At 59.8% G+C, this 25,303-nt stretch carries 25 protein-coding genes, 1 tRNA gene and 2 pseudogenes; 22 read left to right on the forward strand and 6 right to left on the reverse strand.

From position 1 onward, the window contains the following. Window positions 1–23: 23 nt before the first annotated feature. Window positions 24–437, forward strand: a complete 414-nt coding sequence (gene ndk / locus ZBI01S_RS03275) for a nucleoside-diphosphate kinase (RefSeq protein WP_066056280.1) — start codon at window positions 24–26, stop codon at window positions 435–437. A 114-nt stretch (window positions 438–551) separates the two neighbouring features. Here the strand turns inward: ndk and ZBI01S_RS03280 are convergent, their stop codons facing one another. The 3 genes from ZBI01S_RS03280 to ZBI01S_RS03290 all read right to left on the reverse strand — a co-directional run bounded on the left by ZBI01S_RS03280 (window position 552) and on the right by ZBI01S_RS03290 (window position 2,971). Continuing rightward, a complete protein-coding gene (locus ZBI01S_RS03280; protein ID WP_159421368.1) occupies window positions 552–1,271 on the reverse strand; it encodes a hypothetical protein in 720 nt (239 codons plus the stop codon). Window positions 1,272–1,360: 89 nt separating this feature from the next. Then, window positions 1,361–1,918 (reverse strand): hypothetical protein, encoded by a 558-nt coding sequence (locus tag ZBI01S_RS03285; protein WP_066056287.1) that lies wholly within the window; start codon window positions 1,916–1,918, stop codon window positions 1,361–1,363. Window positions 1,919–2,110: 192 nt separating this feature from the next. Beyond that, window positions 2,111–2,971 carry a type IV toxin-antitoxin system AbiEi family antitoxin domain-containing protein gene (locus ZBI01S_RS03290; RefSeq protein ID WP_066056289.1) on the reverse strand — a complete coding sequence of 287 codons (861 nt, stop codon included), beginning with the start codon at window positions 2,969–2,971 and terminating at the stop codon, window positions 2,111–2,113. A 314-nt stretch (window positions 2,972–3,285) separates the two neighbouring features. Here ZBI01S_RS03290 and ZBI01S_RS03295 point away from each other — a divergent pair, with 314 nt between their 5' ends. From ZBI01S_RS03295 to ZBI01S_RS03335, 9 genes are all read left to right on the forward strand, one after another. Next, window positions 3,286–6,396 (forward strand): Rne/Rng family ribonuclease, encoded by a 3,111-nt coding sequence (locus tag ZBI01S_RS03295; RefSeq protein ID WP_245610521.1) that lies wholly within the window; start codon window positions 3,286–3,288, stop codon window positions 6,394–6,396. 208 nt (window positions 6,397–6,604) lie between these two features. After that, window positions 6,605–6,913: a 50S ribosomal protein L21 gene (rplU, locus tag ZBI01S_RS03300; RefSeq protein WP_066056292.1), complete on the forward strand. Its 309-nt coding sequence runs from the start codon at window positions 6,605–6,607 to the stop codon at window positions 6,911–6,913. Window positions 6,914–6,931: 18 nt separating this feature from the next. Further along, window positions 6,932–7,189: a 50S ribosomal protein L27 gene (gene rpmA, locus ZBI01S_RS03305; RefSeq protein ID WP_066056295.1), complete on the forward strand. Its 258-nt coding sequence runs from the start codon at window positions 6,932–6,934 to the stop codon at window positions 7,187–7,189. Window positions 7,190–7,494: 305 nt separating this feature from the next. Next, window positions 7,495–9,075, forward strand: coding sequence for a GTPase ObgE (obgE, locus tag ZBI01S_RS03310; RefSeq protein ID WP_083524460.1), 1,581 nt, complete (start codon window positions 7,495–7,497; stop codon window positions 9,073–9,075). A gap of 10 nt (window positions 9,076–9,085) precedes the next feature. Next, window positions 9,086–9,349, forward strand: coding sequence for a hypothetical protein (locus ZBI01S_RS03315; RefSeq protein WP_159421369.1), 264 nt, complete (start codon window positions 9,086–9,088; stop codon window positions 9,347–9,349). Window positions 9,350–9,391: 42 nt separating this feature from the next. Further along, the gene (gene nadD / locus ZBI01S_RS03320) at window positions 9,392–9,997 is read left to right on the forward strand and encodes a nicotinate-nucleotide adenylyltransferase (protein WP_083524469.1); all 606 of its coding nucleotides are present in this window, start codon (window positions 9,392–9,394) and stop codon (window positions 9,995–9,997) included. A gap of 74 nt (window positions 9,998–10,071) precedes the next feature. Further along, entirely contained in the window at window positions 10,072–10,470 is a 399-nt protein-coding gene (gene rsfS, locus ZBI01S_RS03325; RefSeq protein WP_066056304.1) for a ribosome silencing factor, read from the forward strand. A 133-nt stretch (window positions 10,471–10,603) separates the two neighbouring features. Further along, window positions 10,604–11,422: a sulfite exporter TauE/SafE family protein gene (locus ZBI01S_RS03330; protein ID WP_066056307.1), complete on the forward strand. Its 819-nt coding sequence runs from the start codon at window positions 10,604–10,606 to the stop codon at window positions 11,420–11,422. Window positions 11,423–11,536: 114 nt separating this feature from the next. Continuing rightward, window positions 11,537–11,609 (forward strand) — tRNA-Ala (locus ZBI01S_RS03335). Window positions 11,610–11,727: 118 nt separating this feature from the next. On the opposite strand, the gene ZBI01S_RS03340 is transcribed toward ZBI01S_RS03335, so the two are convergent. Both ZBI01S_RS03340 and ZBI01S_RS03345 read right to left on the reverse strand, forming a co-directional pair. Continuing rightward, entirely contained in the window at window positions 11,728–11,982 is a 255-nt protein-coding gene (locus ZBI01S_RS03340; protein ID WP_066056310.1) for a hypothetical protein, read from the reverse strand. Between the two features lie 139 nt (window positions 11,983–12,121). Continuing rightward, entirely contained in the window at window positions 12,122–13,438 is a 1,317-nt protein-coding gene (locus ZBI01S_RS03345; RefSeq protein ID WP_066056313.1) for an ISL3 family transposase, read from the reverse strand. A 72-nt stretch (window positions 13,439–13,510) separates the two neighbouring features. On the opposite strand from ZBI01S_RS03345, the gene ZBI01S_RS03350 reads away from it, so the two are divergent. The 4 genes from ZBI01S_RS03350 to ZBI01S_RS03365 all read left to right on the forward strand — a co-directional run bounded on the left by ZBI01S_RS03350 (window position 13,511) and on the right by ZBI01S_RS03365 (window position 18,835). Beyond that, on the forward strand, window positions 13,511–13,771 hold the full coding sequence (locus ZBI01S_RS03350; RefSeq protein ID WP_281173215.1) for a helix-turn-helix domain-containing protein: 261 nt from the start codon (window positions 13,511–13,513) through the stop codon (window positions 13,769–13,771). 199 nt (window positions 13,772–13,970) lie between these two features. Next, window positions 13,971–15,920 carry a DNA methyltransferase gene (locus ZBI01S_RS03355; protein WP_066056320.1) on the forward strand — a complete coding sequence of 650 codons (1,950 nt, stop codon included), beginning with the start codon at window positions 13,971–13,973 and terminating at the stop codon, window positions 15,918–15,920. Between the two features lie 23 nt (window positions 15,921–15,943). Continuing rightward, window positions 15,944–18,559, forward strand: coding sequence for a DEAD/DEAH box helicase family protein (locus ZBI01S_RS03360; RefSeq protein WP_222822356.1), 2,616 nt, complete (start codon window positions 15,944–15,946; stop codon window positions 18,557–18,559). Window positions 18,560–18,607: 48 nt separating this feature from the next. Continuing rightward, a complete protein-coding gene (locus ZBI01S_RS03365) occupies window positions 18,608–18,835 on the forward strand; it encodes a thiamine pyrophosphate-dependent enzyme (RefSeq protein ID WP_110477028.1) in 228 nt (75 codons plus the stop codon). An 8-nt stretch (window positions 18,836–18,843) separates the two neighbouring features. Here ZBI01S_RS03365 and ZBI01S_RS10070 read toward each other — a convergent pair whose 3' ends face one another. Then, entirely contained in the window at window positions 18,844–19,068 is a 225-nt protein-coding gene (locus ZBI01S_RS10070; protein ID WP_066056329.1) for a hypothetical protein, read from the reverse strand. An 18-nt stretch (window positions 19,069–19,086) separates the two neighbouring features. On the opposite strand from ZBI01S_RS10070, the gene ZBI01S_RS09460 reads away from it, so the two are divergent. The 8 genes and pseudogenes from ZBI01S_RS09460 to ZBI01S_RS03395 all read left to right on the forward strand — a co-directional run. Beyond that, window positions 19,087–19,650, forward strand: coding sequence for a M20/M25/M40 family metallo-hydrolase (locus tag ZBI01S_RS09460; RefSeq protein WP_245610527.1), 564 nt, complete (start codon window positions 19,087–19,089; stop codon window positions 19,648–19,650). A gap of 203 nt (window positions 19,651–19,853) precedes the next feature. After that, window positions 19,854–20,708, forward strand: a complete 855-nt coding sequence (locus ZBI01S_RS03380; protein WP_066056333.1) for a siderophore-interacting protein — start codon at window positions 19,854–19,856, stop codon at window positions 20,706–20,708. Next, window positions 20,695–22,065: an MFS transporter gene (locus tag ZBI01S_RS03385; RefSeq protein WP_159421370.1), complete on the forward strand. Its 1,371-nt coding sequence runs from the start codon at window positions 20,695–20,697 to the stop codon at window positions 22,063–22,065. Before ZBI01S_RS03380 ends, ZBI01S_RS03385 begins: the two co-directional genes overlap by 14 nt. A 382-nt stretch (window positions 22,066–22,447) precedes the next feature. Next, window positions 22,448–23,206 (forward strand): annotated as a pseudogene (locus ZBI01S_RS09985) (DEAD/DEAH box helicase family protein); the annotation flags it as partial. Then, the gene (locus ZBI01S_RS09990) at window positions 23,207–23,602 is read left to right on the forward strand and encodes a hypothetical protein (protein WP_222822357.1); all 396 of its coding nucleotides are present in this window, start codon (window positions 23,207–23,209) and stop codon (window positions 23,600–23,602) included. It begins immediately after the preceding pseudogene. After that, the gene (locus ZBI01S_RS09995) at window positions 23,603–24,385 is read left to right on the forward strand and encodes a hypothetical protein (RefSeq protein ID WP_222822358.1); all 783 of its coding nucleotides are present in this window, start codon (window positions 23,603–23,605) and stop codon (window positions 24,383–24,385) included. Continuing rightward, complete coding sequence (locus ZBI01S_RS10000) at window positions 24,324–24,644, forward strand: hypothetical protein (protein ID WP_222822359.1); 321 nt, start codon at window positions 24,324–24,326, stop codon at window positions 24,642–24,644. Before ZBI01S_RS09995 ends, ZBI01S_RS10000 begins: the two co-directional genes overlap by 62 nt. A 191-nt stretch (window positions 24,645–24,835) precedes the next feature. Next, a pseudogene (locus tag ZBI01S_RS03395) lies at window positions 24,836–25,078 on the forward strand (N-6 DNA methylase); the annotation flags it as partial. Between the last annotated feature and the right edge of the window lie 225 nt (window positions 25,079–25,303).

The following is a 25,303-nucleotide window of genomic DNA, read 5'->3' on the forward strand; positions in this document are numbered from 1 at the left end:
CCGGCAGATATTGAGGAGTAGGAATGACTGAGCAGACTCTGGTTCTTGTAAAGCCCGACGGCGTTCGCCGTAACCTGATTGGCGAAGTAATCGCGCGCATCGAGCGCAAGGGATATTCGATTGTTGACCTGAAGTTTGTGCAGCCGAACGAGTCGCTGCTTCGTGAGCACTATGAGGAGCACGTCGACAAGCCGTTCTTCCCGTCACTGCTGGAGTTCATGATGTCGGGGCCAATGGTTGCGATTCGTGTTGAAGGTGACCGTGTTGTTGAGGGTTTCCGTTCGCTTGCTGGCGAGACGAATCCGACGACGGCGGCTCCGGGCACGATCCGTGGTGACCTCGGTCGTGACTGGGGAACCGCTGCAATCGAGAACGTGGTGCACGGTTCAGACTCGACGCTCTCGGCTGAGCGCGAGCTTGCAATCTGGTTTAAGTAACGGTCTGCGCGTCTGACGGCGCGCGAGCGGATACGCATCGGGGTGGTTTGGCTTTGGACAGATCGCCCCGTTTGCGTTGCGTGCGTTGCTGCTGGGGCACCTGCCGGTCATGGCTTATGGCGAGACGAGGTGGATGTCGACCTCCCATTGTTGGAAGGTGAGGGCGTTTGTGGTGGTGCTGATGGTGCCGGCTACTGGGATGCTGCGGCCGGCTGCATTGACCGTGGCACGGTAGTGGATCGTCGCGGTTGCGCTGTGGGTGGTCTTTTCGCTGTAGCGATGGCTGGTGTGGGTGTCGGTGAGTTCGGGGACTCCGAGTTCGGCCCAGCTGCCGCCGGGTTCGTACGCGGTTTGGGTGGTGCCGTCGCCGTAGTTGTAGACGGTGTGGTCGGGCGTGAAGGTGATGGTGACCTGGTGACCGAGGACAGTAGCGTTCTGGGTGTGGCGTTTGGCGTCGGTCCAGAAGTTGACCGGTCGGCCAAGGATTGCCCAGCCGTTTGGTTCCATGTGCAGGGTTGCGGTGTGGGGTGCGATGTTTGCGAGTGCGCTGACCTGGATGGTGCTCGGTAGCGGTGGTGGGGCGGGCGCGTCGTTTACCGGCTGAGGGCGTGTGCGGGGGATGCGGCTGACACAGCGTTGCGAGCCCTTGCCGACGAGCGCCTCGCAATGCGCATTGGGGTCGGCGGGGGAAGCGGTGAAATCTTCGCCGCCGGCGTCGTTTGTGTTGTCGCTGTTTTCGTCGGATGCGTCATAGCTGCCGCCAGGGCTTGTTTGCGTATCCGTAATGGTCACGTCCACGGATGTGCCGTCAGTCCCTGCACAAACATCGAACATGAATGTGTCACCCTCACACGGGCTCCCGGACGCAGGGGTAGTTGGTGCCCAAGGACTGAGCGACGTCAGCAACAGAATGAGTCCTACGACTAGCAGCGACTTGTAGCGGTCCATTTGTCTTTTCCATCAATTCGCCATTTGCCGTCAGAACCAAGAGACAAACGCACAAGTACTGAAGCGACTTTGCCGGTTCGGTCGCCCCCGACTACGTTCCCCGCTGGGTTAGTCACGTACGCCTTGGACAGGTCTATGCATGTGTAGAAGGTGATCTCGTCGGCCGTTACGCCTTGCAATTCGGAATTATGGGATTTCAGCTGACCATGTGCGGTGTAGTTCTGTTGAGCGTGGTCTCTTAGAGCCGCTCTGTAGTCGGCTAGCGATTCTGTAGTTAGGTCTTCAATAAGTGCCAACTCGTACTCGGGATTGTTGACCAGGTTCGATTCTGCCGCGAGAAGCGCATCAAACGTCTCTACCCCAATTCGAAGCGCTTCTTCGTCCGACATCAGCGTTGGTGTCGGTGCCGCGCCGTCTGTGGGGGAGAGCGACGGAACCGTCGTCGCAGCGGTCTGCGTCGCATCCACCGTGCACCCGGTGCATCCGAAAATGATTGCTGCCGCGCTGGCAATCGCTAGGAACTGTCGTTTCATTCACCCTCCAACAACCAAACTGCAGGGCAAGGTAGCTGATCTAGGCAACGTCGTCACCGAGTTATCCACAGCCATGGAGGGAACCGCTTGGAGTACGAACTAACCTGCTCAAAATCGCAGTCATGTTGCTCTGGCAGCGATATGAACGCGATTTTGAGCAAGTTAATTTGCTGCGAGCTAGGAGCACAGGCATCAGGCCGCCATCCGCCCTGGAATGCGGTGTCGTTTCGCCCGAACCATGGCCAAGATCGAAGCCGAGCATCGTTCCCATTCATCTACGACTTCCCAATAGGTAAAGCGGAGCACCGTAAAGCCCTTGGCCGCCAGGAATCGATCCTTTTCACGGTCTCGCCGAAACTCTGCCTGAGCGCTGTGGTAGGCGAAGCCATCGACCTCAATCGCCAAGTAGCTGCCAACAAGCGCATCAACTTCGTAGTTCCCGATTCGGGCATGCATTACGTGCTTAAGCCGCATCCCACGCAGACGCACGCGAAGCAATGACTCCACTCCCGAGTCAGCGCGCTCGCCCGCAAGCTCCCAGGCCCTCAGCAGCTTGCCTTCGATCGCGCCCAGGCTGAGTTCCACGTTGTCACGTCCGATCTGGGCGATCGCGCTGTCAAGAATGGCGACGAGCTCATCCCGCGTACAACATCGTTGGGCGCATCGTATGGCTTCGGTGAACACGTCAATGCCGTCGAGCGGCAACGGTGTTCCGAGCAGGGTATGTCCGCTGGCGCCAATCAACTGCTTGTACCGGGCGGTACGAACGTGAAGCTCCGAATGATGTGGCGTCCAAATTCCGAGGTATTTCAATGCCGAAAGGCACGTGAGTACGCCACCGTGTCGCTTGGCGAGCCCGATCGGGTCGAGGTTGGCAGTATTGGCGTATATCCCGCGGCGGACGCGTTCCAATGCGCCAACTGAGCAAAGCCGCTCGATGTGACTTCGGCCGATTCCGGCCTGTCCTAGTTGCGCAAACGTGACAACGCCGTGCTGCTGCATCAGTAGGACCGTGAGACGTTGGTCGGTGTCGTTCGTGATCTCGCTGGCCAAGGTGCCTCCTCCCAGCGTTCAACCCGTGGCACCTCATTGGTAGTCGGATTCAGACCGTGCGATTCTTGCGAACCAAAAGTTGTGGATAACTCGGCGTCAGCGGCGGCCTGTGGAAAGGGAGCTCGAGACATTGTCGAAGCGCGTGCGATAATCTACGAGAGCGCAAAAACGCACAAAGACTTTCGGAGCACCGACTCCACGCCGCACCCTGCGGCAAGGCCAATTACCGGCGAGCAGAATTCCCGCGGCAGATCCGCGGCCAAGACGGTCTGATGGGAACGCAAACGCGACCATTGGACACTCAGGAGCACCCCGTGACGGTGGAAAACCCGAATACCGAATCCGCAGAACACAACGAGACGAATCTTTCCTTTAGCGACCAGGCCGCAGCTGCCGAACAGGCTGCGACGCAGGCTACTGGCGACCACCCTGCTGACGCTCACGAAGGCGACTTCGCTAACGCCGAAGCTCAGAGCAAAGCGAACGAACCTGAAGCGGATGCAGCAGCAATCGCTGACGCCGACGTTGCTGCGGCCATTGCCGTAGCCGCCACCGCTGAGGCTGACTCGGAGTCGGGACAGGCTGATGAACAGTCCGCGAGCGAATCGGCTGCTGGCGCTGACGCCGCAGCCGACGCCCCGAGCGACAAGGCTAAGAGCGACAAGCCGAAGATCGACGAGACGAAGGCGGCCGACTCGAAGAACGACGAAACCAAGGCAGACGCCGAGGACAAGGCTGACGGCACCAAATCTGATGAGAGCAAGGCCGACGACGCTAAGGGCGATGCCGACAAGCGCGACCCGCGCATCCCGGCCGTCATCACCAACCGCACCCTATTCTTCCTCGAGCCCGATCTGCCGCCGATGCCCGAGGCGTCGCGCGAACGTCGCAACCGTCGCGACGAGCAGCAGGATGAAGAGCAAGAAGACTCGCGTGGCCGTCGCGGCCGCCGTCGTGGCCGTCGTGGCAACGCCAAGCAGGAGCAGCCGCAGCAGGACGACACCCGCGTCGAAGAGCACGATGACGAAGAAGAGGAGATCACCGAGCCACAGGCGGTAAAGGGATCGACTCGCCTTGCTGCCAAGCGTGCCCGTCGTCGCGACAACCGCGACATTGGTCGCCGCCGCACCGTCGTCACCGAAAGCGAGTTCCAGGCTCGCCGCGAAGCGGTCAACCGCACCATGCTCGTGCGGTCCATGAATAACCGCGTACAGATCGGTGTGCTTGAGGACAACGTGCTCGTTGAGCACTACGTTGCCCGCAACGAAGACGTATCGCTTATCGGCAACGTGTACCTCGGTCGCGTGCAAAACGTGCTGCCAAGCATGGAAGCCGCCTTCGTTGACATCGGCGAGGCGCGCAACGCTGTGCTCTACTCGGGCGAGGTCGACTGGGCCGCATCGGATCTCGGACCGAACCAGCCGCGCAAGATCGAGAACGCGCTCAAGCCTGGCGACCGCGTGCTCGTGCAGGTCACCAAGGATCCGGTCGGTCACAAGGGTGCCCGACTGACCAGCCAGATGTCGTTGCCTGGCCGCTACCTTGTGTACGTTCCCGGCAACACGATGAACGGCATCAGCCGCAAGCTGCCCGAGAACGAACGTGCGCGCCTCAAGAAGATCCTTAAAGAGGTGCTGCCAGAAGGCGTCGGCGTAATCGTTCGTACGGCCGCCGAAGGCGCCACCCACGAACAGCTGCAGCGCGACGTTGAGCGCCTGATGCGCCAGTGGGAAGACATCAAGAAGCGTTCGGGTGCTGGCGCCAAGGCGCCGCAGACGCTGCACGCCGAGCCCGACATGCTCATCAAGATCATTCGTGACGTCTTCAACGAGGACTTCCAGAAGCTGATCATTCAGGGGCAGTCGGAGAGCGACACGATCAAGCACTACTTGGGCCAGGTTGCGCCAGACCTGCTCGACCGCGTCGAGCGCTATACCGGCGACGACATTTTTGCGCAGCACCGCGTTAACGACATGATCGAAAAGGCGCTCGCACGCAAGGTGTTCTTGCCTTCGGGTGGTTCGCTCGTGATCGACCGCACCGAGGCCATGACGGTGATCGACGTGAACACGGGTAAGTTCGTCGGCTCCGGCGGCAACCTCGAAGAGACCGTCACCAAAAACAACCTCGAAGCTGCAGAAGAGATCGTCCGCCAGCTGCGCCTGCGTGACATCGGCGGCATCATCGTGATCGACTTCATCGACATGGTGCTCGAATCGAACCGCAATCTGGTTCACCGCCGCCTGCTCGAAGGTCTCTCGCGCGACCGCACCAAGCACCAAGTTGCCGAGGTCACCAGCCTTGGTTTGGTGCAGATGACTCGTAAGAAAATCGGCCTTGGCCTGCTCGAAACGTTCTCGGAACCGTGCAGCAGCTGCCTCGGTCGCGGTGTTCACGTGCACAGCGAGCCCGTATTCCAGGGCGGTCAGTCCAGTGGCAAGGGCAAGTCGAGTCGCCGCAACCGCAACAACCAGAAGCAGTCGCGTTCGCAGAGCTCGACCCACGAAATCACCGACGATGCCCGCAGCGCGCTGACGAAGATCGCCGCATCCACGCTTGCCGGTGCCGAAAAGGACGAGTCGAACGACTCGAACGACGCCGCCGAAAAGCTGGCGAAGGCCGTTCAGGTTGCTGCAGCAGGCAAGTCGGGCAGCGAAGTCCTCGCGGCCGCAGGCGAAGCGCCTGAATCGAACGAGCGTGACTCGCGTGACCAGGAATCGCGCGATAGTGGCCGCAAGCGTTCGCGTCGCGGCCGTCGTGGTCGTGGCAAGAACCAGGATGCACGCGACGAGCAGCGCAGCAACGGCGAGCAGGGCGAGGGGTCGCGTTCCGACCGTGACGCCAACGAGCCCGCGCCGAGCGAGTCGTCTGCTGAGGTCCGAGGCGGTAACCGCACGAACGAACCCGCCACGCAGAACAAGCAAGCCTCCCAGCACCGCGACACTACGGAGTCGCGCTCGCGGGAAGCACCTGCCGCCCAGCAGCAGGAAAGCTCGGCTGGCCGCAAGCCGCGTCGCCGTCGTGTCAGCACGGACATGCTGACGGCCGACGCTGGATCCGGCGACGCTGGATCCGGCGACGCCGCGACCGCATCCGAACCAACCCTGCTCGGGCTGGAACTGCCTGAGCCGAAGCAGCGCCGCGCACGTCATAACACCGATGCATCGGCAACGCTCGCGTCGCTTGACGCAGCGCTGGACCAGATTGCTGGTGGCGGGGCAGATGCCTCGCAGGGAAGCTCGGCGGCGCGACAGGCGCCCGCTAAGGAGTCCGCACCAGCGGTGCAGACTCGCGCGGCAGGGGAGGTGGCGCCGGCGGTTTCGGACGCTGCTGACGTCGCCGCACAGCCGAAGAAGAAGCCGCGCCGTCGTCGCGTGACGACTGGCACGATTTCGACTGAGGCATCGGATACGAACGACGAGTAGCTCGTTCGCACAGCTCGTGGCAGATTCGGCACGCGGGGCGCTTGACGCTGTGGCACCGATTCGGCTAAAGTTGGTCGCTGTTGCACGTTTATGACGCACCGCGGCCGATGCCGCGAGTTGCCCCGCGTGCCGGGACACGTAGATCCGGTTAATCCGGGAAATTCGTTCGCTTGCTCTCACGAGTGAGCACAGAGAAAAGGTAACTGAAGTGGTATTCGCAGTAGTGCGCGCCGGCGGTCGTCAGGAGAAGGTCGAGGTCGGTTCGGTAGTAACCATGAACCGCGTCGTCGCTGACGACAACGGCAAGGTAACCCTGCCCGCGGTGATGCTCGTTGACGGTGACACTGTCACCACCGACGCTGAGAAGCTCGCCAAGGTCACCGTGTCGGCTGAGGTCCTCGAAGACCTCCGCGGCCCCAAGATCCGTATCCAGAAGTACAAGAACAAGACCGGGTACAAGAAGCGTATTGGCCACCGCCAGGAGCTTACCCGCGTCAAGATCACTGACATCAAGTAATCCGAGGAGCATTTTCTCATGGCATCAAAGAAGGGCGTGAGCTCGTCCAAGAACGGTCGTGACTCGAACGCAAAGCGCCTCGGTGTGAAGCGTTTTGCTGGTCAGGAAGTCAACGCCGGCGAGATTCTCGTGCGTCAGCGCGGCACCCGTATCCACCCGGGCGTTAACGTTGGACGTGGCGGCGACGACACCCTGTTCGCTCTGTCGACCGGTACGGTCGAGTTCGGCAACAAGGGTACCCGCAAGGTAGTCAACATCGTTTCGGCTGCTGAATAGCCTGAACACGACTTCGGCAGTGCACACTGCTGAACATATTTCTCAGCGCAAGCTGGCGAATAAGAGGGGCGGAACTCCGCCCCTCTTTTCGTTTCATAACTCGCGAACCGCTGCCGAACCGTGCGGTGAGAGCGCTGCGTTCGAGCCAAGCGGTAGTAACTTGCTCAAAATCGCGTTTATGAGGCTGTGAGCGCAACATAACCGCATTTTTGTGCAAGTTATTGCCCGAACCCGCGTTCACCCTCGAGTGAATTGCCACGATCACGAAGCAAACTAGGTTCGACCCACGACAATAAGGAGTCGCCATGACCACGTTCGTAGATGAGGTGCGCCTGTATTTGCGCGCCGGTGACGGCGGCAACGGCTGCATGTCGATCAAGCGCGAGAAGTTCAAGCCGCTCGCCGGGCCCGACGGCGGTAACGGTGGCGACGCCGGTGACATCGTGCTGGTTGCGGACCCGAACGTGACCACGCTGCTCACGTACCACCACTCGCCGCACCAGCGCAGCGAATCCGGCGGCTTCGGTATGGGCGACTTCCGCAACGGCTCGAAGGGGGCCGACCTCGAGCTGCCGGTGCCGGTCGGTACCGTCGTTCGCGACAGCGATGGTGAGGTCATCATTGACCTCGACACCCCGGGGCTTCGCTACGTTGCCGCCCAGGGCGGTGTTGGTGGCCTCGGGAACGCAGCGCTTGCAACGAGCAAGCGCAAGGCGCCAGGCTTCGCGCTGCTCGGTGTTCCCGGAGACGAAGCCGAGATCGTGCTCGAACTCAAGGTCGTGGCCGATGTCGCGCTCGTAGGCTTCCCGAGCGCCGGTAAGAGCTCCCTGATCGCGGCAATGAGCGCCGCAAAGCCAAAGATCGCCGACTACCCATTCACGACCCTGCACCCAAACCTTGGCGTGGTCGAAGCCGGCAACCACCGCTTCACGATCGCCGACGTTCCAGGGCTCATCGAAGGCGCCAGTGAAGGCCGCGGCCTCGGTCTTGAGTTCCTGCGCCACGTTGAGCGTTGCGAAGCGCTGCTGCACGTGCTCGACTGTGCCACGCTCGAACCTGGGCGCGACCCGCTCAGCGACCTCGACATTATCCTGCGCGAACTCGACTCGTACGAAGTTCCCGAAGGTCAGATTCCGCTTACCGAACGTCCTGCGCTCGTCGCGCTCAACAAGGTTGATGTGCCGGATGCGCGTGAACTCGCAGACTTCGTTCGTGCCGATCTCGAGTCGCGCGGCTTCCGGGTGTTCGAAATCTCGACCGTCAGCCACGAGGGCCTGCGAGAGCTTGGCTTCGCGTTGGGCGATCTGGTCGAGCAGGGCCGTGCCGAGCGTGCCGAAGAAACCGACCAGCGTGAACGCATCGTCGTGCGTCCACGCGCTGTCGACAACAAGCCGTTCGAGATCCGCACCGAAGGCGGTACCTACGGCACGATCTACCGCATCCTGGGCCGCAAACCCGAACGCTGGGTGGCGCAGACCGACTTCGCTAACGACGAAGCTGTGGGCTACCTCTCCGACCGTCTCGCGAAGCTGGGCATCGAGGATGCGCTGGTCAAGGCCGGTGCGCAGGCAGGGTCAATGGTCGTCATCGGTGCCGGAAACGGCCAGATCTTCGACTGGGAACCGACCCTCGCATCCGCTGCCGAAGTCATGACGGCGCACGGAACCGACCCGCGTCTGGAAGAGCGCACCCGCGCCACCCGCGCGGAACGTAAGGCTGCCTACCACGAGTGGATGGATGCAAAGGCGGCTGCGCGTGAGCAGCTCGAGCAGGAGCGTCGCGCCGGACTTTGGCAGGACGCCGACTTGGTTGCCGACCAACAACAGCGCGAGGCCGCAGCCGCAGCGAATGCGGATGCGGGCCACGACGACGAGAATGCACGCTAGGATGGTGGTCATGATGTTGCTTCCAGTAGTTCAGGCTGCCGAGATCGTTGAGATCACCCCAGGCCACATGTGGTTCCCGCCGGTTGTTTTCGGTGTTATCACCCTCGTGATCTTCATCGCGCTGCTTGCAGTAACGTTCTCGTTCCGTAACATGAGCGAAAGCCACCCCGTTAACCCGACCGTAGCTAAGTACGAGCCGGTTGGTCACCCGGGTCACCCGATTGTTGAGTCCGACGGTAACTCGTCGGCTGGCAGCATCGAAGCTGGCCACTAAGACGCTTTTGAGTCGCTCGTGACATCCGAGGACGCACAGCCTGTGGCGGAACGTCGCCGCCGGGTTGGCATTATGGGTGGCACGTTCGACCCAATTCACAACGGCCACTTGGTGGCCGGCAGCGAAGTCGCGCAGTACTTCGACCTCGATGAGGTGTACTACGTTCCGACCGGCAACCCGTACAAGAAGACGGGCGTGACGCCGGCCGAGCACCGTTACCTCATGACGGTGGTCGCAACCGCATCAAACCCACGGTTCAAGACGAGCCGCGTGGATATTGATCGGCCTGGGCCCACCTACACGGTCGATACCCTGCGCGACTTTCATCGTTTATTGCCCGACGCCGACCTGTACTTCATTACCGGTGCTGATGCGATGGCGCAGATCCTCGAGTGGAAAGACGCCGAGGAGATGTTCAAGATCGCGCACTTTGTGGCGGTTACTCGCCCCGGCCACGACTTGGACTTGACGGGTCTTTCGCCCGAGCAGGTTTCGGTGTTGCAGATTCCGGCGCTGGCGATTTCATCGACCGACTGCCGCGCCCGCGTGCGCTCGGGTATGCAGGTCTGGTACCTCGTGCCCGATGGTGTGGTGCAGTACATTGCCAAGAATCGCCTGTATCGTCCCGACCAACAACGCAGCCTGTAACGGCTGCCCGATGCGGTGCATCCTGCCGCCACTATTTGATTTTTTGTCACCACAACTTTGGAGATGTGTAGAGCATGACGGCAACTGAACGCGCAATCGAACTCACCCAGGTAGCAGCCAAGGCTGCGGATGAACGCCAGGCGACGAACCTCGTTGGCCTGGATGTGAGCGAGACGTTGCCGTACGCCGATGTGTTCTTGATCGCATCGGGCCGCAACGAGCGCATGGTGCTGTCGATCGCTGAAGAGATCGAAGACAAGCTGCGCGAGGGATATGACCTGAAGGCGCTGCGCCGCGAAGGCACCGACCTTGGCCGCTGGGTGTTGTTGGACTTTGGCGACCTGGTTGTGCATGTCTTCCACGAAGAAGAGCGCGAGTACTACAACCTCGAACGCCTGTGGCGCGATGCGCCGGTCGTGCCGCTGGGGCTTGACGAGGCTGCTGCCGGTGACTCGGCGCCTGCCACCGAGTAGTTTGCTCGCGGTCACCGGCACCTGTCACTGGGGCGCTGAGCCGCCTGTTGTGGAGCCGCCTGTCGTTGCGTAGCTGAGTTCGCTGCACACGCACCAGATGCGGGTCGATGCCAAAGCCAGGTAGGTTTTTAGTATGACTGCCAAACCCTCAGCACTGCCCGGTCGGAACCTCGTGGTGTTGGTGCTGGTGGGCGTACTGGTGGGCCTGTGCTCGGGCCTGTTCGGTCTTGGCGGTGGGGTGCTGGTTGTGCCGGCGCTCACGTTCTTGCTCGGATACGACATCAAACTCGCTTCGGGTACGTCGCTGCTGGCGATTCTGATTCCGTCGATTTCGGGTGTCATCGCGTACGGTTCGCAGGGCGATGTGCACGTGCTGATCGCTGGTTTGTTGGCACTTGGCTCGATTGTCGGTGCCCCTGTGGGTTCGTGGGTGCTGTCGAAGGTGCGGCCGATTACGGTGCACTGGTTTTATGTGGTCTTCTTGCTCGCGGTGATCGCGTCGATGTTCCTCGAAGCACCGGTGCGCGGCGGGGCCGTTGAGGTCACGCCGGTGGGTGCTGCGGCGCTGGTTGGGGCCGGTTTCGTTGCGGGTGTTTGCGGGGGACTGTTGGGTATCGGCGGCGGCATGGTCGTTGTGCCGATCATGATGATGGGCTTTGGTGTCAGTGACCTCATGGCGAAGGGCACCTCGTTGCTGATGATCATCGCCACGAGTCTGAGCGGTACGGTTGCGAACGCGAAACGTAAGAACGTGGATGTGCGGGCCGCGCTGTTGATCGGCGTGATTGCGGCGGTTTCGGCGCCCGTTGGAGTGGCGTTACTGCGCGATATGTCGCCGTTTGTGGCGAACATGTTGTTTGCGGCGTTCTCGGGGGTGTTGCTGGTTCGAATGCTGATTGGGATCTGGCGGGAGCGTCGCGCTGAGCGGTCTGTTGCCGAGGTCGATGGCTAATTTGCTTGCGGCGCTGTTGCGCGTTGGATGCGTCGGCAAATTGGATGCGTTTCGATTTGCGTTCTGCAGGTGGTTAGTCGTAAAGTAGGGGAGTTGCTCACGCGAGTGAGTTCGGGGCCTGTGGCGCAGCTGGTAGCGCACCTGCATGGCATGCAGGGGGTCACGGGTTCGAGTCCCGTCAGGTCCACGAATGATTGATGCCCGGCCTTGTGCCGGGCGTTAGTTGTTTCTGGAGTTGTGTGGTGTACGGGAACCCGTGTGGCCGCGTGCGCCGAGGCTCTTGGGCCTGGGCTCGAGTGTCGTAGCTACGACGGAATCCCGAGGGTGCGGCTGGCTTCAACGAAGCGGCGGGCTTTGCCGGGGAATACGTACCCGGCGATGAGACGTACGAGGCTGCCATCGGTAAATGCGATGGTGATGCGGCCGCGTTGGTTCCAGCGTGGTTCGTGGCGAATACCACCTACGATCCTCAGCGGGCACGACCATTCGATGTTGATGGGGGCGGAGCCGGCGAGGTTGGTAACTACGATCAGGTGCTGGTTGGTGAGAGCGAGTTCCACGAGTGGATGGGGATCAACGGCGTTGCGCAGGTGTGCCGCGGCGCTGTCGAGTGCGCCCGCGAGTGTGACTCCGCCGATGAATTGATAGGCAGCGGTGTCCCAGCGGGCGACACTGAGGCCGTAACGGGCTCTTCACGATTTAGAGTGCGTTGATCCGGTTGTGTATCTGGCCGGAGTGGATCAGTGACCGCAAGATGTAGTGGTTGAGGTTCCGGAACCCCAGCGCGATTCCCCGCAGGTGCTCGAGCCGTCCGTTGAACGCCTCGACCGGACCGTTGGACGCCCCGATATCGAAGTACGCCAGGACATCCTCACGCCGGCGCCACAGAGTGCGTCCCAGTTGGGCGAGCTCCTCCAAACCTTTCGGTACTCCCTTGCGCAGGGTGGTGATGATCCGTTCCATCAACTTCTTGCCTTCCGATTTCTGCGGGTGCCCGTATGCTGTGATCAGGTCCTGGTAGAACATCCAGGTGACCTCGAGTGCCACGTAGTCATCGTCGGTGGCCCACAGCATGTCCAGGCGTTGTTTCTGCCGCTCGGTGAGGTAGTTCGTCCTGGTCAACAGGGTGCGACGGTACTTGTACAACGGATCATCCTTACGGCCCCGGCGCCCGGTGGTCTCACGTTGGAGTCGTTGCCGGCACCCGGTGAGTTTGTCGGCTGCCAGATGGATTACGTGGAAGGGATCCATCACCTTGGTCGTGTCCGGGAGGACCTGGTCCACAGCACTGGCGTAGCCGGTGAACCCGTCCATGGTCACCACCTGCACCTGGCTGCGGAAGCCGGGGTCACGTTCCTGCAGCCAGCCGCGCAGCACCTGTGCACTGCGGCCGGGACGCATGTCCAGTAGACGGGCAGGCCCCCGCCCATCCACCAGCGGGGTGAGGTCCACAATGGTCGTCACCAGGTTCGACGGTTGACCTGGCTTTCGGGTGTGCTTCCATACGTGCTCATCCACACCGAGGACACGTACTCCGTTGAGGTGGTGCGGGTCGTCGTAGACAAGCTTGCGGCAGGCATCGAGTGCGACCTGATTGACCAGCTCCCATCCCACCCCGAGTGCCTTGGCGGTGGCAGACACGCTCATCCGGTCAATGGTCAAGCGCTGGAGGATCCAGCGGGTGACCCGGTGGGTGAGTTTCGCTCCGTCATCGGCGCAGCTGAGTGTGGCCTGGAAGATCTTCCTGCCACAGAAGCCATTCGTACAGGTGAAGCGGGGCACGCGGACGTGCAGACGGGTCGGGAACCCCACCACGGGCAGGTCGACGAGCCGACGGCGGGGGTGATCCCGCAGCTTGCCGGGGTGCCCGCAGTCGGGGCAGGTATCGTGCACCGCTACTGGTGCGGTGTCGATGATGGTGATGTTTCCGGCGTCGGCGGCACCGGTGATCGTCAGGCCGATCTCGGCGGTCCGGCAGATGGTGTCGGCGACGAGGTTGCCAGTAGTAGGCTGCACAGTAGGGTCCTGGTTCGGTTGGATGGAAGCTTCGCAACTCTCATCTTGTACCGGCCAGGACCCCTATATGTTGTGCCACCCCGAACCCCACCCCATGGTCAACTACGCACTCCGAAACGCGAAGAGCCGGAAACCCTCATCGACAAAGACATGACAAAACAAGACCTACGCAAAGCAACCGGCCTCTCAAGCGCCACTATCGCCAAGATGGGATGCGACGAGACAGTGACAACACAAGTGCTCGCACGAATATGCGGAGCGCTGGACTGCCAAATGGCAGACATCGTCGAGGTTTTGCCCGCTGACAAAGAGAAAGGAGAAGAAGACACATGAGCCAGCATGTTGCATGCCGCCGAGAAAGCCTGCTGGCAAATTGCGCGGCCATCTCAGAATCGAGTAATAGTCGCTTCGATCGCCGGTCCAGATACAACGAGGCATTCACTGCGATGTCTCACGCAAACCAATCTTTTCCCTCAACACGAAACAACCAGCGGCGAACCACGTCCGAAACCATCAAGAAAGAGGTAGAACAATGAATTTCCTACAAGAACTCGAAGCTGTGCTCAAGAGCGATGAGCGCTTCGTTTCACAGGACGGCCAACTACTCAAACCACGAGTTCGCGACGCCGTTTCACAGCTCGATGCCACGCTAATCCGCAGCCTAGCGGCAGCCCCCATTCTCAAAGAGCATTTCTTCAAAATCGTCGACGGCATCACCATCTTCGACCAAGAGAAATTCATGTGGGTGGTCAACTCTAAGGAATTCCTACCTGACAGCTACACGGCCTACCGAAACAAAATCGGTCTCTCAGCCAACGACCACGACCTCATCTCAGCCTCGAGCGAGGTTACGCTGGTGTGGCCATACAAGGACTGCGTGCTTGAAGGCGGCCAAGACAAAGAAGACGAGCGCCGTGACGAGGTTTTCTACAACGAAACTCTCGCTCCAGACGAGGTGGCCAGGCTCCTCGCACCGAAAGCTTTCTGTAATGCGACTCGATATACAGCAGAAGGGGAGGAACGCCTGACAGAGTTTGATGAGAACGAAAACCTCCTCATCAAAGGTAACAACCTGCTCGCACTGAGCTCGCTGCTAGAGCGATACGAAGGCCAGGTTAAGTGTATCTACATCGATCCGCCGTATAACACCGGATCTGACAGCTTTGGTTACAACGACCGGTTTAGTCGCTCCTCATGGCTTGTCTTTATGAAAAATAGGCTGGAGCTTGCCAGAAAGCTTCTATCTCAAGACGGTGTCATACTTATTCAGTGCAGCTTTCACCAGTACCCTTATCTGCGCGTAGTCGCTGACGAGATATTCTCTGAGCAGTGCCACCAGTTTGACATGAATACGCTAGTTCGGCATCCCGATAGAAGCCTGACTGGGGATAAGAGATTCAATGACGTTGTCGAGTACACCCTGATCTATTCCAAGTCACCATCATTTGAAGTTCCAAAGAGAGAGATTAAGAAGACTACTGATGATTATCAGTACGATTTCGAGTTCCTCGGTGAACCCAATGATCAACTCACGCTGGCCGGAAAATCAGTCAAGGTCTATTTTCCGGATCGAGTGCAGAAAACAAGATCAGTCGGCCATGCGGGCGGGCTTAAGTCCATGTCTATTCGTGGGAGCATCCGCGAAAAGAATTCAAGTGGGAGATTTTATGTCGCACACCTTGAACCATTTATTGATAAATACCCGAAGGGAACTGTATTCGCGGTACCTAACATGGGTGATGACGGCCGCGACTTCAGAATCTTTGAGCTCCCTCAGGGGAACAATAAGAATGGCTTCTACTACCCGGGTCAACCGCTAAGCAGCGACGTGACGCTAAAGCCGTACCCCAATTTCGTTGATTTCGTGAAGGAATACAACATTGTGAATAGTGAAGGTGGCGTTTCGTTCAGGAATGGAAAGAAGCCTGAAGCATATATCCAGTTTTACCTCGAGATGTTTTCTCAGCCGGGTCATCTCGTTATGGATTTTCACCTTGGCTCTGGAACGACAGCTGCGGTCGCGCACAAACTGGGGCGTCGTTATATTGGCGTTGAACAGATGGAGTATATCCAGACTATTACGGTCCCTCGGTTACGCGCGGTTATCGATGGAGAGCAGAGCGGAGTTTCAAAAGCTCACAACTGGAAAGGTGGCGGCTCGTTCGTTTATGTGGAACTGGCCGAACAAGGCGAAGAGCTTATGAGACGACTGGAGGATGCCCATGGAACTGCTGACGTAGCGGCAGTGCTGGATCGTGCAACCGAGCGTGGTTTGCTTCGCCCTTCCGTACTGCCGAGTGAACTGAAAGGTACGGCTACAGATTTTGAATCGCTCACGGTTGAGAGGCAAAGGCAGATCGTAGCAGAGTTGATCGATAAGAATCGTTTGTACATCAATGCGTCTGATGTTGACGACGAAGAATTAGGCCTTTCAGAGGGTGACATTGCGTTCACGAAGTCCTTCTACAAGAAGGGCGAATAATGAGCGTCCCCAGTACCCAAGACATGTTTCTGTTCCAGCAGCTCGATCTCTTTTATGACTTCGGGGCGCGACATGAGCTACCCACACACATCGAGCAGAATCTCGCCCCTCACATCGAGCTGCGTGAATACCAAGCGCATGCGTTCTCAAATACGCTCGAGTATTTGAGCAATGACAAGTTGTCGAAGAACCGCCAGACCCATCTCCTCTATCACATGGCGACGGGTTCAGGTAAGACCGTGATGATGGCTGGCCTTATCCTGCATTACTACTCGCTCGGCTACCGTAATTTCCTGTTCTTCGTGAACCAAACGAACATCATCGAGAAGACCAAAGCCAACTTCTTGGACTCGGCTTCAGCGAAGTATCTCTTCGCGGAGTCAATCGAGATCGACGGCATGCGGGTTCCCATCAACGAGGTCGGCAACTTTGCTGCGGCCGACCCGAACGCAATCAACCTCTGCTTCTCGACGACCCAAAAGCTGCATCTGGATTTCCTCGACCCGAAGGAAGATGCGCTCACAACCGATGACTTCGAGGATGCACCCGTGGTGATGATTTCGGATGAGTCGCACCACGTGAATACGCGCACCAAGAGGGCAACGAAGGCTGAAGACGAGGAGGACCGCTCGTGGGAGTACACGGTCAGCTCAGCCTTCCTGGGCAACCGGGACAATGTGTTGTTGGAGTTCACAGCGACTGTCGATCTGCGTGACCGTAACATCCTGCAGAAGTACAAAGACAAGATCGTCTTCGACTACCCCCTGGCACGGTTCCGCGAGTCCGGGTTTACCAAGGACTTCCAGAACTTCCAGTCTGTCCTCGACCCATGGGGTAGAACTCTTCAAGCTCTTGTCTTGTCGGAGTATCGTCGCGCGCTGCTTGCCGACGGCGGCGTCTTCTCGAAGCCCGTGGTGCTATTGAAATCGCAAAGGATCGATGACTCTAAAGCGTTCTACAACGAGTTCTTCCAGCGACTCCAACGACTCACCGAGAACGAGATCCTCGAGATGGCCACCGACGGTCTGATGAAAGAGGCGATTAGCTACTTCCAAGCGAAGGACCCGAGCTTGCGCTCCCTGCGATCGAGTATCCAGCAAGGGTTCGCCGAAGAAAACGCCATCATCATGAACCGCTCCACAGACAACTCAACGGAGAAGCAACTGGCAGTGAACTCGCTCGAAGATCACTCCAACCCGTATCGAATCATCTTCACAGTCGACATGCTCAACGAAGGCTGGGACGTTCTCAACCTCTACGACATCGTGCGTCTCTACGAAACACGGCAGGGAGGCAAAGCAGGAAAACCCGGCGCGTACACGATCAAGGAAGCGCAACTGATCGGACGCGGAGCCCGCTACTTCCCGTTTATGCTCGAGAATGAGTCCATCGAACGTGATCAAGAGGACAGGTTCGTCCGGAAGTACGATCAGGATCTTGATAGCCCGAACCGACTCCTTGAAACCCTGCTCTACCACTCCAAGCAAGACTCGAAGTACATCACCGAGCTTCGCCTCGCGTTACGTGAAACAGGCTTGCTTCCCGACGAAGTCACCGAAGTTACCTACGAACTCAAACCGGCGTTCAAACAGACAGACTTCTACCACGAAGCGATGGTGTTCAGTAACCACCGCGAGGAAGTCTCCCGCGAGGAGGTCACCCAGCTGGATAACCGGGTGAAGTCTGCGATCTATCAGCTCGACGTCCGACACGCACCTTCCCGGCTTGTGAGCCTCTTCGAGACTGACAGCGGGGAAACAGATGCGCCCAAGAGCCCGAAGGCTCATACGATCCGCCGAAAGATCAGCGAGATACCGTTGAACGTGGCCTTGGGATCGTTGGCAAGTTACGACGCACTGCGTTTCGAGGTGCTTAAGCACTATTTCCCTCATCTGAACTCGGCCCGTGAGTTCATCACGTCTAGCGACTACCTAGGCGACACTGAGATCACCTTCCAAAGCGACACGGAAGACCTCACCGCGACCGATCTGCGGGCGGGCCTGGACAAGGTGTTCCTAGCCGTCGCCAGCTACTTGGCAGGCATCAAGGTCACCTACCGAGGCACGCACCAGTTCGAAGCCAAACGATTGAACGAAGTGCTACGCAACAAGCGCCTACAGATCGCGAATCCGGTCGAAGGTGGGATCGGCACCAGCCAGATTAGCGATCCTGATTCCAGCCGTCGCGTCAACCTTGAGAGCGCTGAATGGTATGTCTACAACGACAACTACGGCACTAGCGAAGAGAAGTCCTTCGTCAAATACTTCTCAACCGTTGTCGACGACCTCAAGCAGCGCTACGACGAGGTCTATCTGGTGCGTAACGAAAGGCTCGCGCCGCTGGCCATCTACTCGTTCGAGACCGGCGAGCGATTCGAGCCCGACTTCCTCCTCTTCTTGCGCAAGAAGGGACAGCCCTACAAACAGCAACAGCTCTACGTGGAACCGAAGGGCACGCACCTGCTCGAAACTGACAAGTGGAAGGAGGACTTCTTACTCGCCATCGAGCAGAACGCGATCCCGCACACCGTCTATGTCGACAACACCGATTACCGCATTATCGGGCTGCCGTTCTACAACCAGGAGAACCGTATGACCGAATTCCGGGACGCACTCAAGGCCGCGACGGGTGTCTGTTAGATAGGACTGTTGTAAACACGGCACTCTGATTGTAACTTTCATGCAACGCTGGATACAAACGCGCGCGAACTACTGACGAACCCGGACTTCGCGCTCATGGCGCAGTCCTACGGTCTGCACGGCGAAACCGTGCGCTCGACCGATGAGATCGTCGACACTGTCGAACGGGCATTGATGAGCCCGACCGGTGCACTGCTGCACGTCATCACCGACCCGACGCTGCGCGCCCCCTCCCCGGAGGTGCCGGCCGGGGTAATGAACGGAGACCGACCATGACACACACGTCACAGGCTGAGGCATTCCTCGCCGACTGGAACGTCCACTGCACTTTCGGTGCGGTGCCCGGCACCCACGGGGTCGACCGGCAGGAGGCCACCAAGCCCGACGGCCAGCAGCGCCGATGGTTCGCAGGGCTCCTGCAGCGCCACGGCATGAAGGTCGTCCGCGATGAGATCGGCAACCAGTTTGGGCCGGTCGAACTCGACCTGGCCGCGTATGCCGAGATCCACGTCGAGCAGGGCCGCAGCATGGACGAGGACGGCGTCACGCGCTGCTCGGGGCGGCCACGCTCATCGTTGCCGCCCGCGAGCTCGTCGACGACTACGAAGAGGGCGTTCTGCATTCCGCGGTCGGTGAGATCACCGTCTACCCGAACTCCCCGGTCGGAGCCAGCGAGGCCCGCATCCTGCTCGACCTGCGTTCACCGAGCATGGAGGTCATCGACAGCGCGGCTGCGAAGCTGCGGACGACCATCGCCGAGGTGGAGGAGACCGTCGCTGTCGAGTTCGACATCGTCCACGAGCACGCCTGGGACCAGAACCCCTACCAGCCGGAGGGTACCGCGTTCCGTCGCCAAGGCATTCGGCCTGTCCCATGGCGAGGTGCTGACCGTGGCCGGTCACGATTCGACGACCATGAAGGACCTTGTGCCGACGGTGATGCTGTTCGTGCCGAGTTTCGAAGGCGTCTCGCACAACCTCAACGAGTTCACCAAGGACGACGACCTGCTCGCCGGTCTCGACCACCTCACCGAGGTGCTGCGCCGGATCGTGACAGATCCCGCGGTGGTGGCCGAGGCCGGGAACGGCTGATGCTGGCATAGGGGCTCGAACAGAACGACATGCGGAAGCGGCGAGGTGCATCCTCGCCGCTTCCTGCTTCTTCCGGAGGCTGCCGGCCTCCGGGATTCCGTTTGTCCAGGCAGCGCCAGAAGCTGCTCGCGGTCGCGTCGACATCGCCGTGGGTTCCGGTGTACGATCCCTCTTAAGGTTAGGCTAACCTAAGAAAGGCTTACATGTCCAAACGAGGCAATCTGCTTGAGAGCACCGCGAAGTCGACGATCCGTGCGGTCTACTCGCGGTCCATGGCGCTGCCACCGGAGCGCGACCACTGCCCCCAGTTCTCCGCTCGCGTTACCGCCGTCACCGACCTGACGCCGGCGTTCCGCCGCGTCACGATCACAGCCCCGGAGATCTCAGACGTGGCGCTGATGGGTCCGGATGAGTATGTGGGTCTCTTCATGCCGCCGCCCGGGCAGGGCCTCCAGATGCCCGACTACGCAGGTCTCAACCCACGATCGACTCTCTCGCGCATTCCGGAGGCCTCCCGCCCCGATCTGCGGTGGTACACAGTGCGCGAACATCGCGCGGCGCTCGCTGAGATCGACATCGACATCGTCAGCCGCGGACACGACGGTCCCGGCGCCCGCTGGATCACACGGGTGAAACCTGGCGATCCGGTCGGCCTGCGCTTTCAGACCGCGCCTTACGGCAGTGCTCCCGATGTCGGGCACCACGTGCTGATCGCCGATGAGACCGGTCTTCCCGGTGTGCTCGAAATCCTCTCCGCTCACAAATCGGACCCCGAGCTACGCTTCAGTGCGATCGTCGAGGTGCCGAGCGAGGACCATGTCCTGCCGGGTACGCGCGAAGCCGGCATCTCCGTCGTGTGCCGCGGTGGAGACGACCCCGGTTCTGCGCTCGCCGCTGAACTCGGCCAGCAGCAGTTGGGCAGGATCGACTACGGATGGGTGTGTGCCGAGGCCAAGACTGCCGCGCTCGGACGGCGCTTCCTGGTCAAGGAATGCGATGTCCCCCGCCGTCAGGTGATGAGCTCGGGCTTCTGGAAGGTTGGTCGTGCGCGCCTCTGACACACGAATCCGCAACGGATCCTCGAAAACCCGGCTCAGCGAACGGCGCTTCCTGCTGCTTCTTGCGCTGTATGCCTCCCAGTACTTCGGCATCGGGTTCCTCATGACCGGCGCTACGGCTATCCTCCGCGAGAAAGGGGTCGCACTCGAATCGATGGCAGCCGTGAGTGCCCTGGGGATGCTCTGGGCGGTGAAGTTCCTGTGGGCACCAGTGGTCGACCGATTCGGCCGCAACCGGGCCGGGGGCCACTACCGCAGCTGGCTGCTCGTTCTTCAGCCGCTTCTCGCCTGCGTCCTTGCGGTCATCGCCTGCCTGCCGGATGTGCGCGCACAGTTCGGGGTCTTCCTGCTGCTGGCCGCCGTCTACATCCTCCTCTCGGCGACGCAGGACGTAGCGGCCGATGCCTTGGCGATCTCTTCGATCCGCAGTGATGAACGCGGATTCGCCAACGGCGTCCAGGTTGCCGGGAGCTACATCGGCCTCATCGTCGGAGGCGGACTCACGACCGTGATCTACGGGTGGGGCGGCTGGTTCGCCGCCCTCGCGACTCTTGCTGTGCTCACCCTCCTGCCGACGCTGCTGATCGCCGTGAGCCCTGAACCCCCAGCCAGCGCCGAGGTGCGGGCCGCGCGGATCTCGGTGAACACCATCTGGACGGTGGTGCGCCAGCGGGGCGCGGGGATCTGGATGCTGCTTGTGGTGCCGATAACGTGGATGGGCCTCACTGCAGGCTACAGTCTCATCACCCCGAGCCTCATCGACCAAGGTTGGAGCGCCGAAGAGACAGCCACCCTGACTACGCTGCTCGCTGGTGTCTGCGGGACAGCTGCCGCCCTCGGCACAGGGGTGCTGATCCAGCGCTTCGGCAGGGAGCGCGTCCTGCTGGTCGGCTGTGCACTGGCGGTTATCGGAATGGTCGCGTTCCTCCCCGTCATCTCGGGTGTAGCATCCACGGTCTACATCGTCGCGGTGACGATCGTGTTCTTCCTCGGCTACACCGCCGGCTCCATCATCGTGTACTCGATCAACATGGACTACTCGCGTCCGGGCAGCGCTGGGTCGGACTACACCACGCTCGCCTCGTTCGCCATGCTCGTGTCCTTCGGCGCTGGCGCGGTCTCCCTGTCTGTGGCCGGCCAGCTGGGCTACGTGTCGGTGTTCGTCGGTTCGAGCATCCTCTACGCCATCGGCGCGGCACTGACCGTGTGGCACCAGCGGCGATACCGGACGCAGACGCTCAACCACGGCGCCGGTCGCGCCGTGCTGCCGGTCGAGTCGGCCGCTGCGGGGCCCGAATCGGTCGTCAGCACCGCTCTCAGCGCGACTGCACCTGACCGGGAGGAACGTGAACGCTGAACCCGGCGCTTGCGCGTGTTCCGTCGGCGGGGTGCAGGGCCAAGTCGTGCCGGCCGAGGCTTCAGTCGTCTGAGAGGTAACCGGTCTCCGGGTCGATCTCGGCGAGGAAGTCGCGGATCGCCTCGATGTGGTCCTCATCCGTCAGCGTGGAAGGCGGATAGGTCCCGCCGGCAAAGCCGTAGCCCGGATTGGGTCCGGTGAGCCAGTCCTAGTGATACTCCTGCAGATCACTGAGAAGGTCGATCCAATCACTGGTGTTCGCTCGCGTAGTAGGCAGATCATCTTCCCGCGCTTCCACCAGTGGGAGGCCGTCACTAGTTTGCTCGAGACCACGAGCGCTGAGGGGGCGGGTAGTAAGTACCGGATCTAGCACTCTGCAGGATCAGGAAAGACGAACTCGATCGCGTGGCTGGCTCACGGGCTCGCGAACCTCCACAACGCCGATAATTCGAAGACCTTTGATTCGGTGATCGTCGTGACTGATCGTACCGTGCTCGATGACCAGCTTCAGAAGGCAATCAAGGCAATTGAGGGCACGAAGGGTGTAGTCGGAACGATTAACGCTGACGAGGTTCGTAAAGCGTCAGCGACCTCAAAATCGGACCTGTTAGCCAAGGAACTGAGTAGCGGCAAGCTCATCATCATCGTCACGTTGCAGACTTTCCCGTTCATGCTTGAGGCGCTTGCGCAGCAAGGTGGGCTCGCGGATCGCAAGTTTGCGGTAATCGCGGACGAGGCGCACTCATCTCAGAGCGGTACAAGTGCTCAGAAGCTGCGACAGGTCCTTTCACAAGCAGAGGTCGAAGCCCTCGAGGACGGTGGCGAAGTAAGCGTCGAGGACGTGCTTGCCGCTGAGATGGCAGCGCGGGCGACAGCCCAGAACATTTCGTTCTATGCGTTTACTGCTACGCCGAAGGGCAAGACGCTGGAGATGTTCGGTCGTCCTGGTGCGGATGGTTTGCCACAGCCTTTCCACGTGTACACGATGCAGCAGGCCATCGAGGAGGGTTTTATCCTTGATGTGCTGCGTAACTACACGACTTATAAGACGGCTTTCCAGCTCGCCCAGAAAGCCGGTGGGGCGGTTGGAACTGACGAGCTCGTCGATGAGGGCACCGCGAAAAAAGGCCTGATGCGGTGAGTGAGTCTGCATCCGACCAACATTGCTCAGAAGGTTCAGATCATCGTCGAGCATTTCCGCGAGAATGTTGCTGAGCTCCTCGATGGGCACGCTAAGGCGATGGTGGTGACCTCGAGCCGAGCCGCTGCGCTGAAGTACAAGATGGCAATCGACGCCTACGTTGAGAAAAACAACTATCCGTTGGGAACCCTGGTGGCGTTCTCTGGAAGCTTGACCGCTGAGCAGATTGATGATGTTGTGCCTGGCGTGCAGGAGCCGTATACAGAAACGAACATGAACCCTGGTCTGCGTGGTCGAGGGATTCCACAGGCGTTCGCGGGTGATCAGTTCCAGGTTTTGATTGTTGCGAACAAGTACCAGACGGGCTTTGATCAGCCACTGCTGTGCGCGATGTAAGTGGGCAAACGCCTCGACGGGATAGAAGCAGTCCAGACACTTTCCCGCCTGAACCGTACCCTGCCGTCGAAGGGTAAAGACACTACGTACATTCTTGACTTCGTCAACGACACGGACACGATCCTCGACGCGTTCCTGCCGTACTACCGCACTGCCGAAATCATTGAAACAACCGACCCTGATCTCGTGCATGACCTTGCGCGGAAGCTTGAAGTTGCGGGGATCTATACGAAGGATGACGTGGATTCCTTCGCGCAGGCATTCATCATCGAGAAGAAGCACGGTAAGCACACTGCATCGCTGAAGCAAGCCGCTGATCGGTTCAATGACCGCTACGAGGCAGCCTTGACTTACAGCGCAAAGGCCGAGATCGAGGAGCTTGACCTCTTCCGCAAGGACGTTGGCTCGTTCGTGCGCCTTTACGATTTCCTGTCTCAAGTGGTCGACTATCAGGACACCGACCTCGAGAAGCTTGCCCTGTTCCTCCGACTGCTGCGACCGCGACTTACAGGTCGCAAGACTCCAGAAGAGCTTGACTTCAACAACATCGAGCTCACCCATATCAAGCAGACGCGCCAGAGCGAAGGGGCTATTTCACTCGAGGGTGACGGCGAGAAGCTCAAACCGATGGGAGTTGGCGGTGGACGTTCGCGCGACCCGCACCTGGTGGCCTGGGAAGAGATCCTGAACAACATCAATTCCCTGTTTGAGGACGAGGATTTTGATCCTGGTTCAGTGGAGTCCTGGGTACAGGGGGGTCGTCACGATTCTCGTTCAAAATGAAGAGATTAAGGATCAGGTCAACGCAAACACCAAGGAGCAGTTTCGTGAGTCTCAGACGATCGAAACCGCCGTCACGAACGCGGTGCTCGATCACCAGGACTCCCAGCAAAACATCATGGAGAAGTTCTTTGAAAGCGCTCATCGCAAGGGCCAGATCATCAAAGAGATCTCCGACCTTGTTTACTGGGAACTCCGCCACCAGGCTGAAAAGAGTACACAACCTCACGACGATGGAGAGGACGACGTCAACCAGGAGTAACAATTACTGCGCGCGAAATCCCGACTGGTTCACCCCTCTACGGACGCCAGCCGGGGGTAGCGGCGTGCCGGACACTCAACGGTTAAGCAGCCTAATCTCCAAACGACGGCGACGGTACGAATTCCCAGGTCATAGCCGGTAATGACGCTATCCGATAGCACCACTCCGCACTGGGGTCTTGTATCCAACGTGACCAGTTGTGCGACCCGGCCGTTGGTTCGGGCTCGCTGCTGTTGAAGTTTGCGAAGGTGCTCGGTAAAGACAACGTTCGGCAGGGGTTCTATGGGCAGGAAATCAATCTGACCACGTACAACCTGGCGCGCATCAATATGTTCTTGCACGACATCAACTACGAGAACTTCCACCTTGCGCACGGCGATACTCTCACCGATCCGCAGCACTGGGACGACGAACCGTTCGAGGCGATCGTCTCGAAACGTTGGTTGTCGCTATTGATACGAGATAACGGTGTGTGCAATTGGGAGTTAGCAGCATAATCACGCAACGGGCAGCACTGATGCTCCCCCTCCACCACTAGGACGCTCATTTTGATGCAAAGGGAGCGTCCTCTTGTTTTTGCCTGGAAGGGCGGTGTTTTGGCTTGTCAGAGGTGGTTTCTGGAGAGTGGGTGCTTGTCGGATGGGTGCGTTGGGTGGTGT

The organism is [Zimmermannella] bifida NBRC 103089 (genome assembly GCF_001570925.1).
GTDB lineage: Bacteria > Actinomycetota > Actinomycetes > Actinomycetales > Microbacteriaceae > Gulosibacter > Gulosibacter bifidus.

Bases quoted from the DNA above. Each gene is read 5' to 3' on its own strand.
- ndk (WP_066056280.1), top strand. From the start codon at position 24: ATGACTGAGCAGACTCTGGTTCTTGTAAAGCCCGACGGCGTTCGCCGT.
- ZBI01S_RS03280 (WP_159421368.1), bottom strand. From the start codon at position 1,271: ATGTTCGATGTTTGTGCAGGGACTGACGGCACATCCGTGGACGTGACC.
- ZBI01S_RS03285 (WP_066056287.1), bottom strand. From the start codon at position 1,918: ATGAAACGACAGTTCCTAGCGATTGCCAGCGCGGCAGCAATCATTTTC.
- rpmA (WP_066056295.1), top strand. From the start codon at position 6,932: ATGGCATCAAAGAAGGGCGTGAGCTCGTCCAAGAACGGTCGTGACTCG.
- obgE (WP_083524460.1), top strand. From the start codon at position 7,495: ATGACCACGTTCGTAGATGAGGTGCGCCTGTATTTGCGCGCCGGTGAC.
- ZBI01S_RS03315 (WP_159421369.1), top strand. From the start codon at position 9,086: ATGATGTTGCTTCCAGTAGTTCAGGCTGCCGAGATCGTTGAGATCACC.
- rsfS (WP_066056304.1), top strand. From the start codon at position 10,072: ATGACGGCAACTGAACGCGCAATCGAACTCACCCAGGTAGCAGCCAAG.
- ZBI01S_RS03330 (WP_066056307.1), top strand. From the start codon at position 10,604: ATGACTGCCAAACCCTCAGCACTGCCCGGTCGGAACCTCGTGGTGTTG.
- ZBI01S_RS03355 (WP_066056320.1), top strand. From the start codon at position 13,971: ATGAATTTCCTACAAGAACTCGAAGCTGTGCTCAAGAGCGATGAGCGC.
- ZBI01S_RS03360 (WP_222822356.1), top strand. From the start codon at position 15,944: ATGTTTCTGTTCCAGCAGCTCGATCTCTTTTATGACTTCGGGGCGCGA.
- ZBI01S_RS09460 (WP_245610527.1), top strand. From the start codon at position 19,087: ATGGACGAGGACGGCGTCACGCGCTGCTCGGGGCGGCCACGCTCATCG.
- ZBI01S_RS03380 (WP_066056333.1), top strand. From the start codon at position 19,854: ATGTCCAAACGAGGCAATCTGCTTGAGAGCACCGCGAAGTCGACGATC.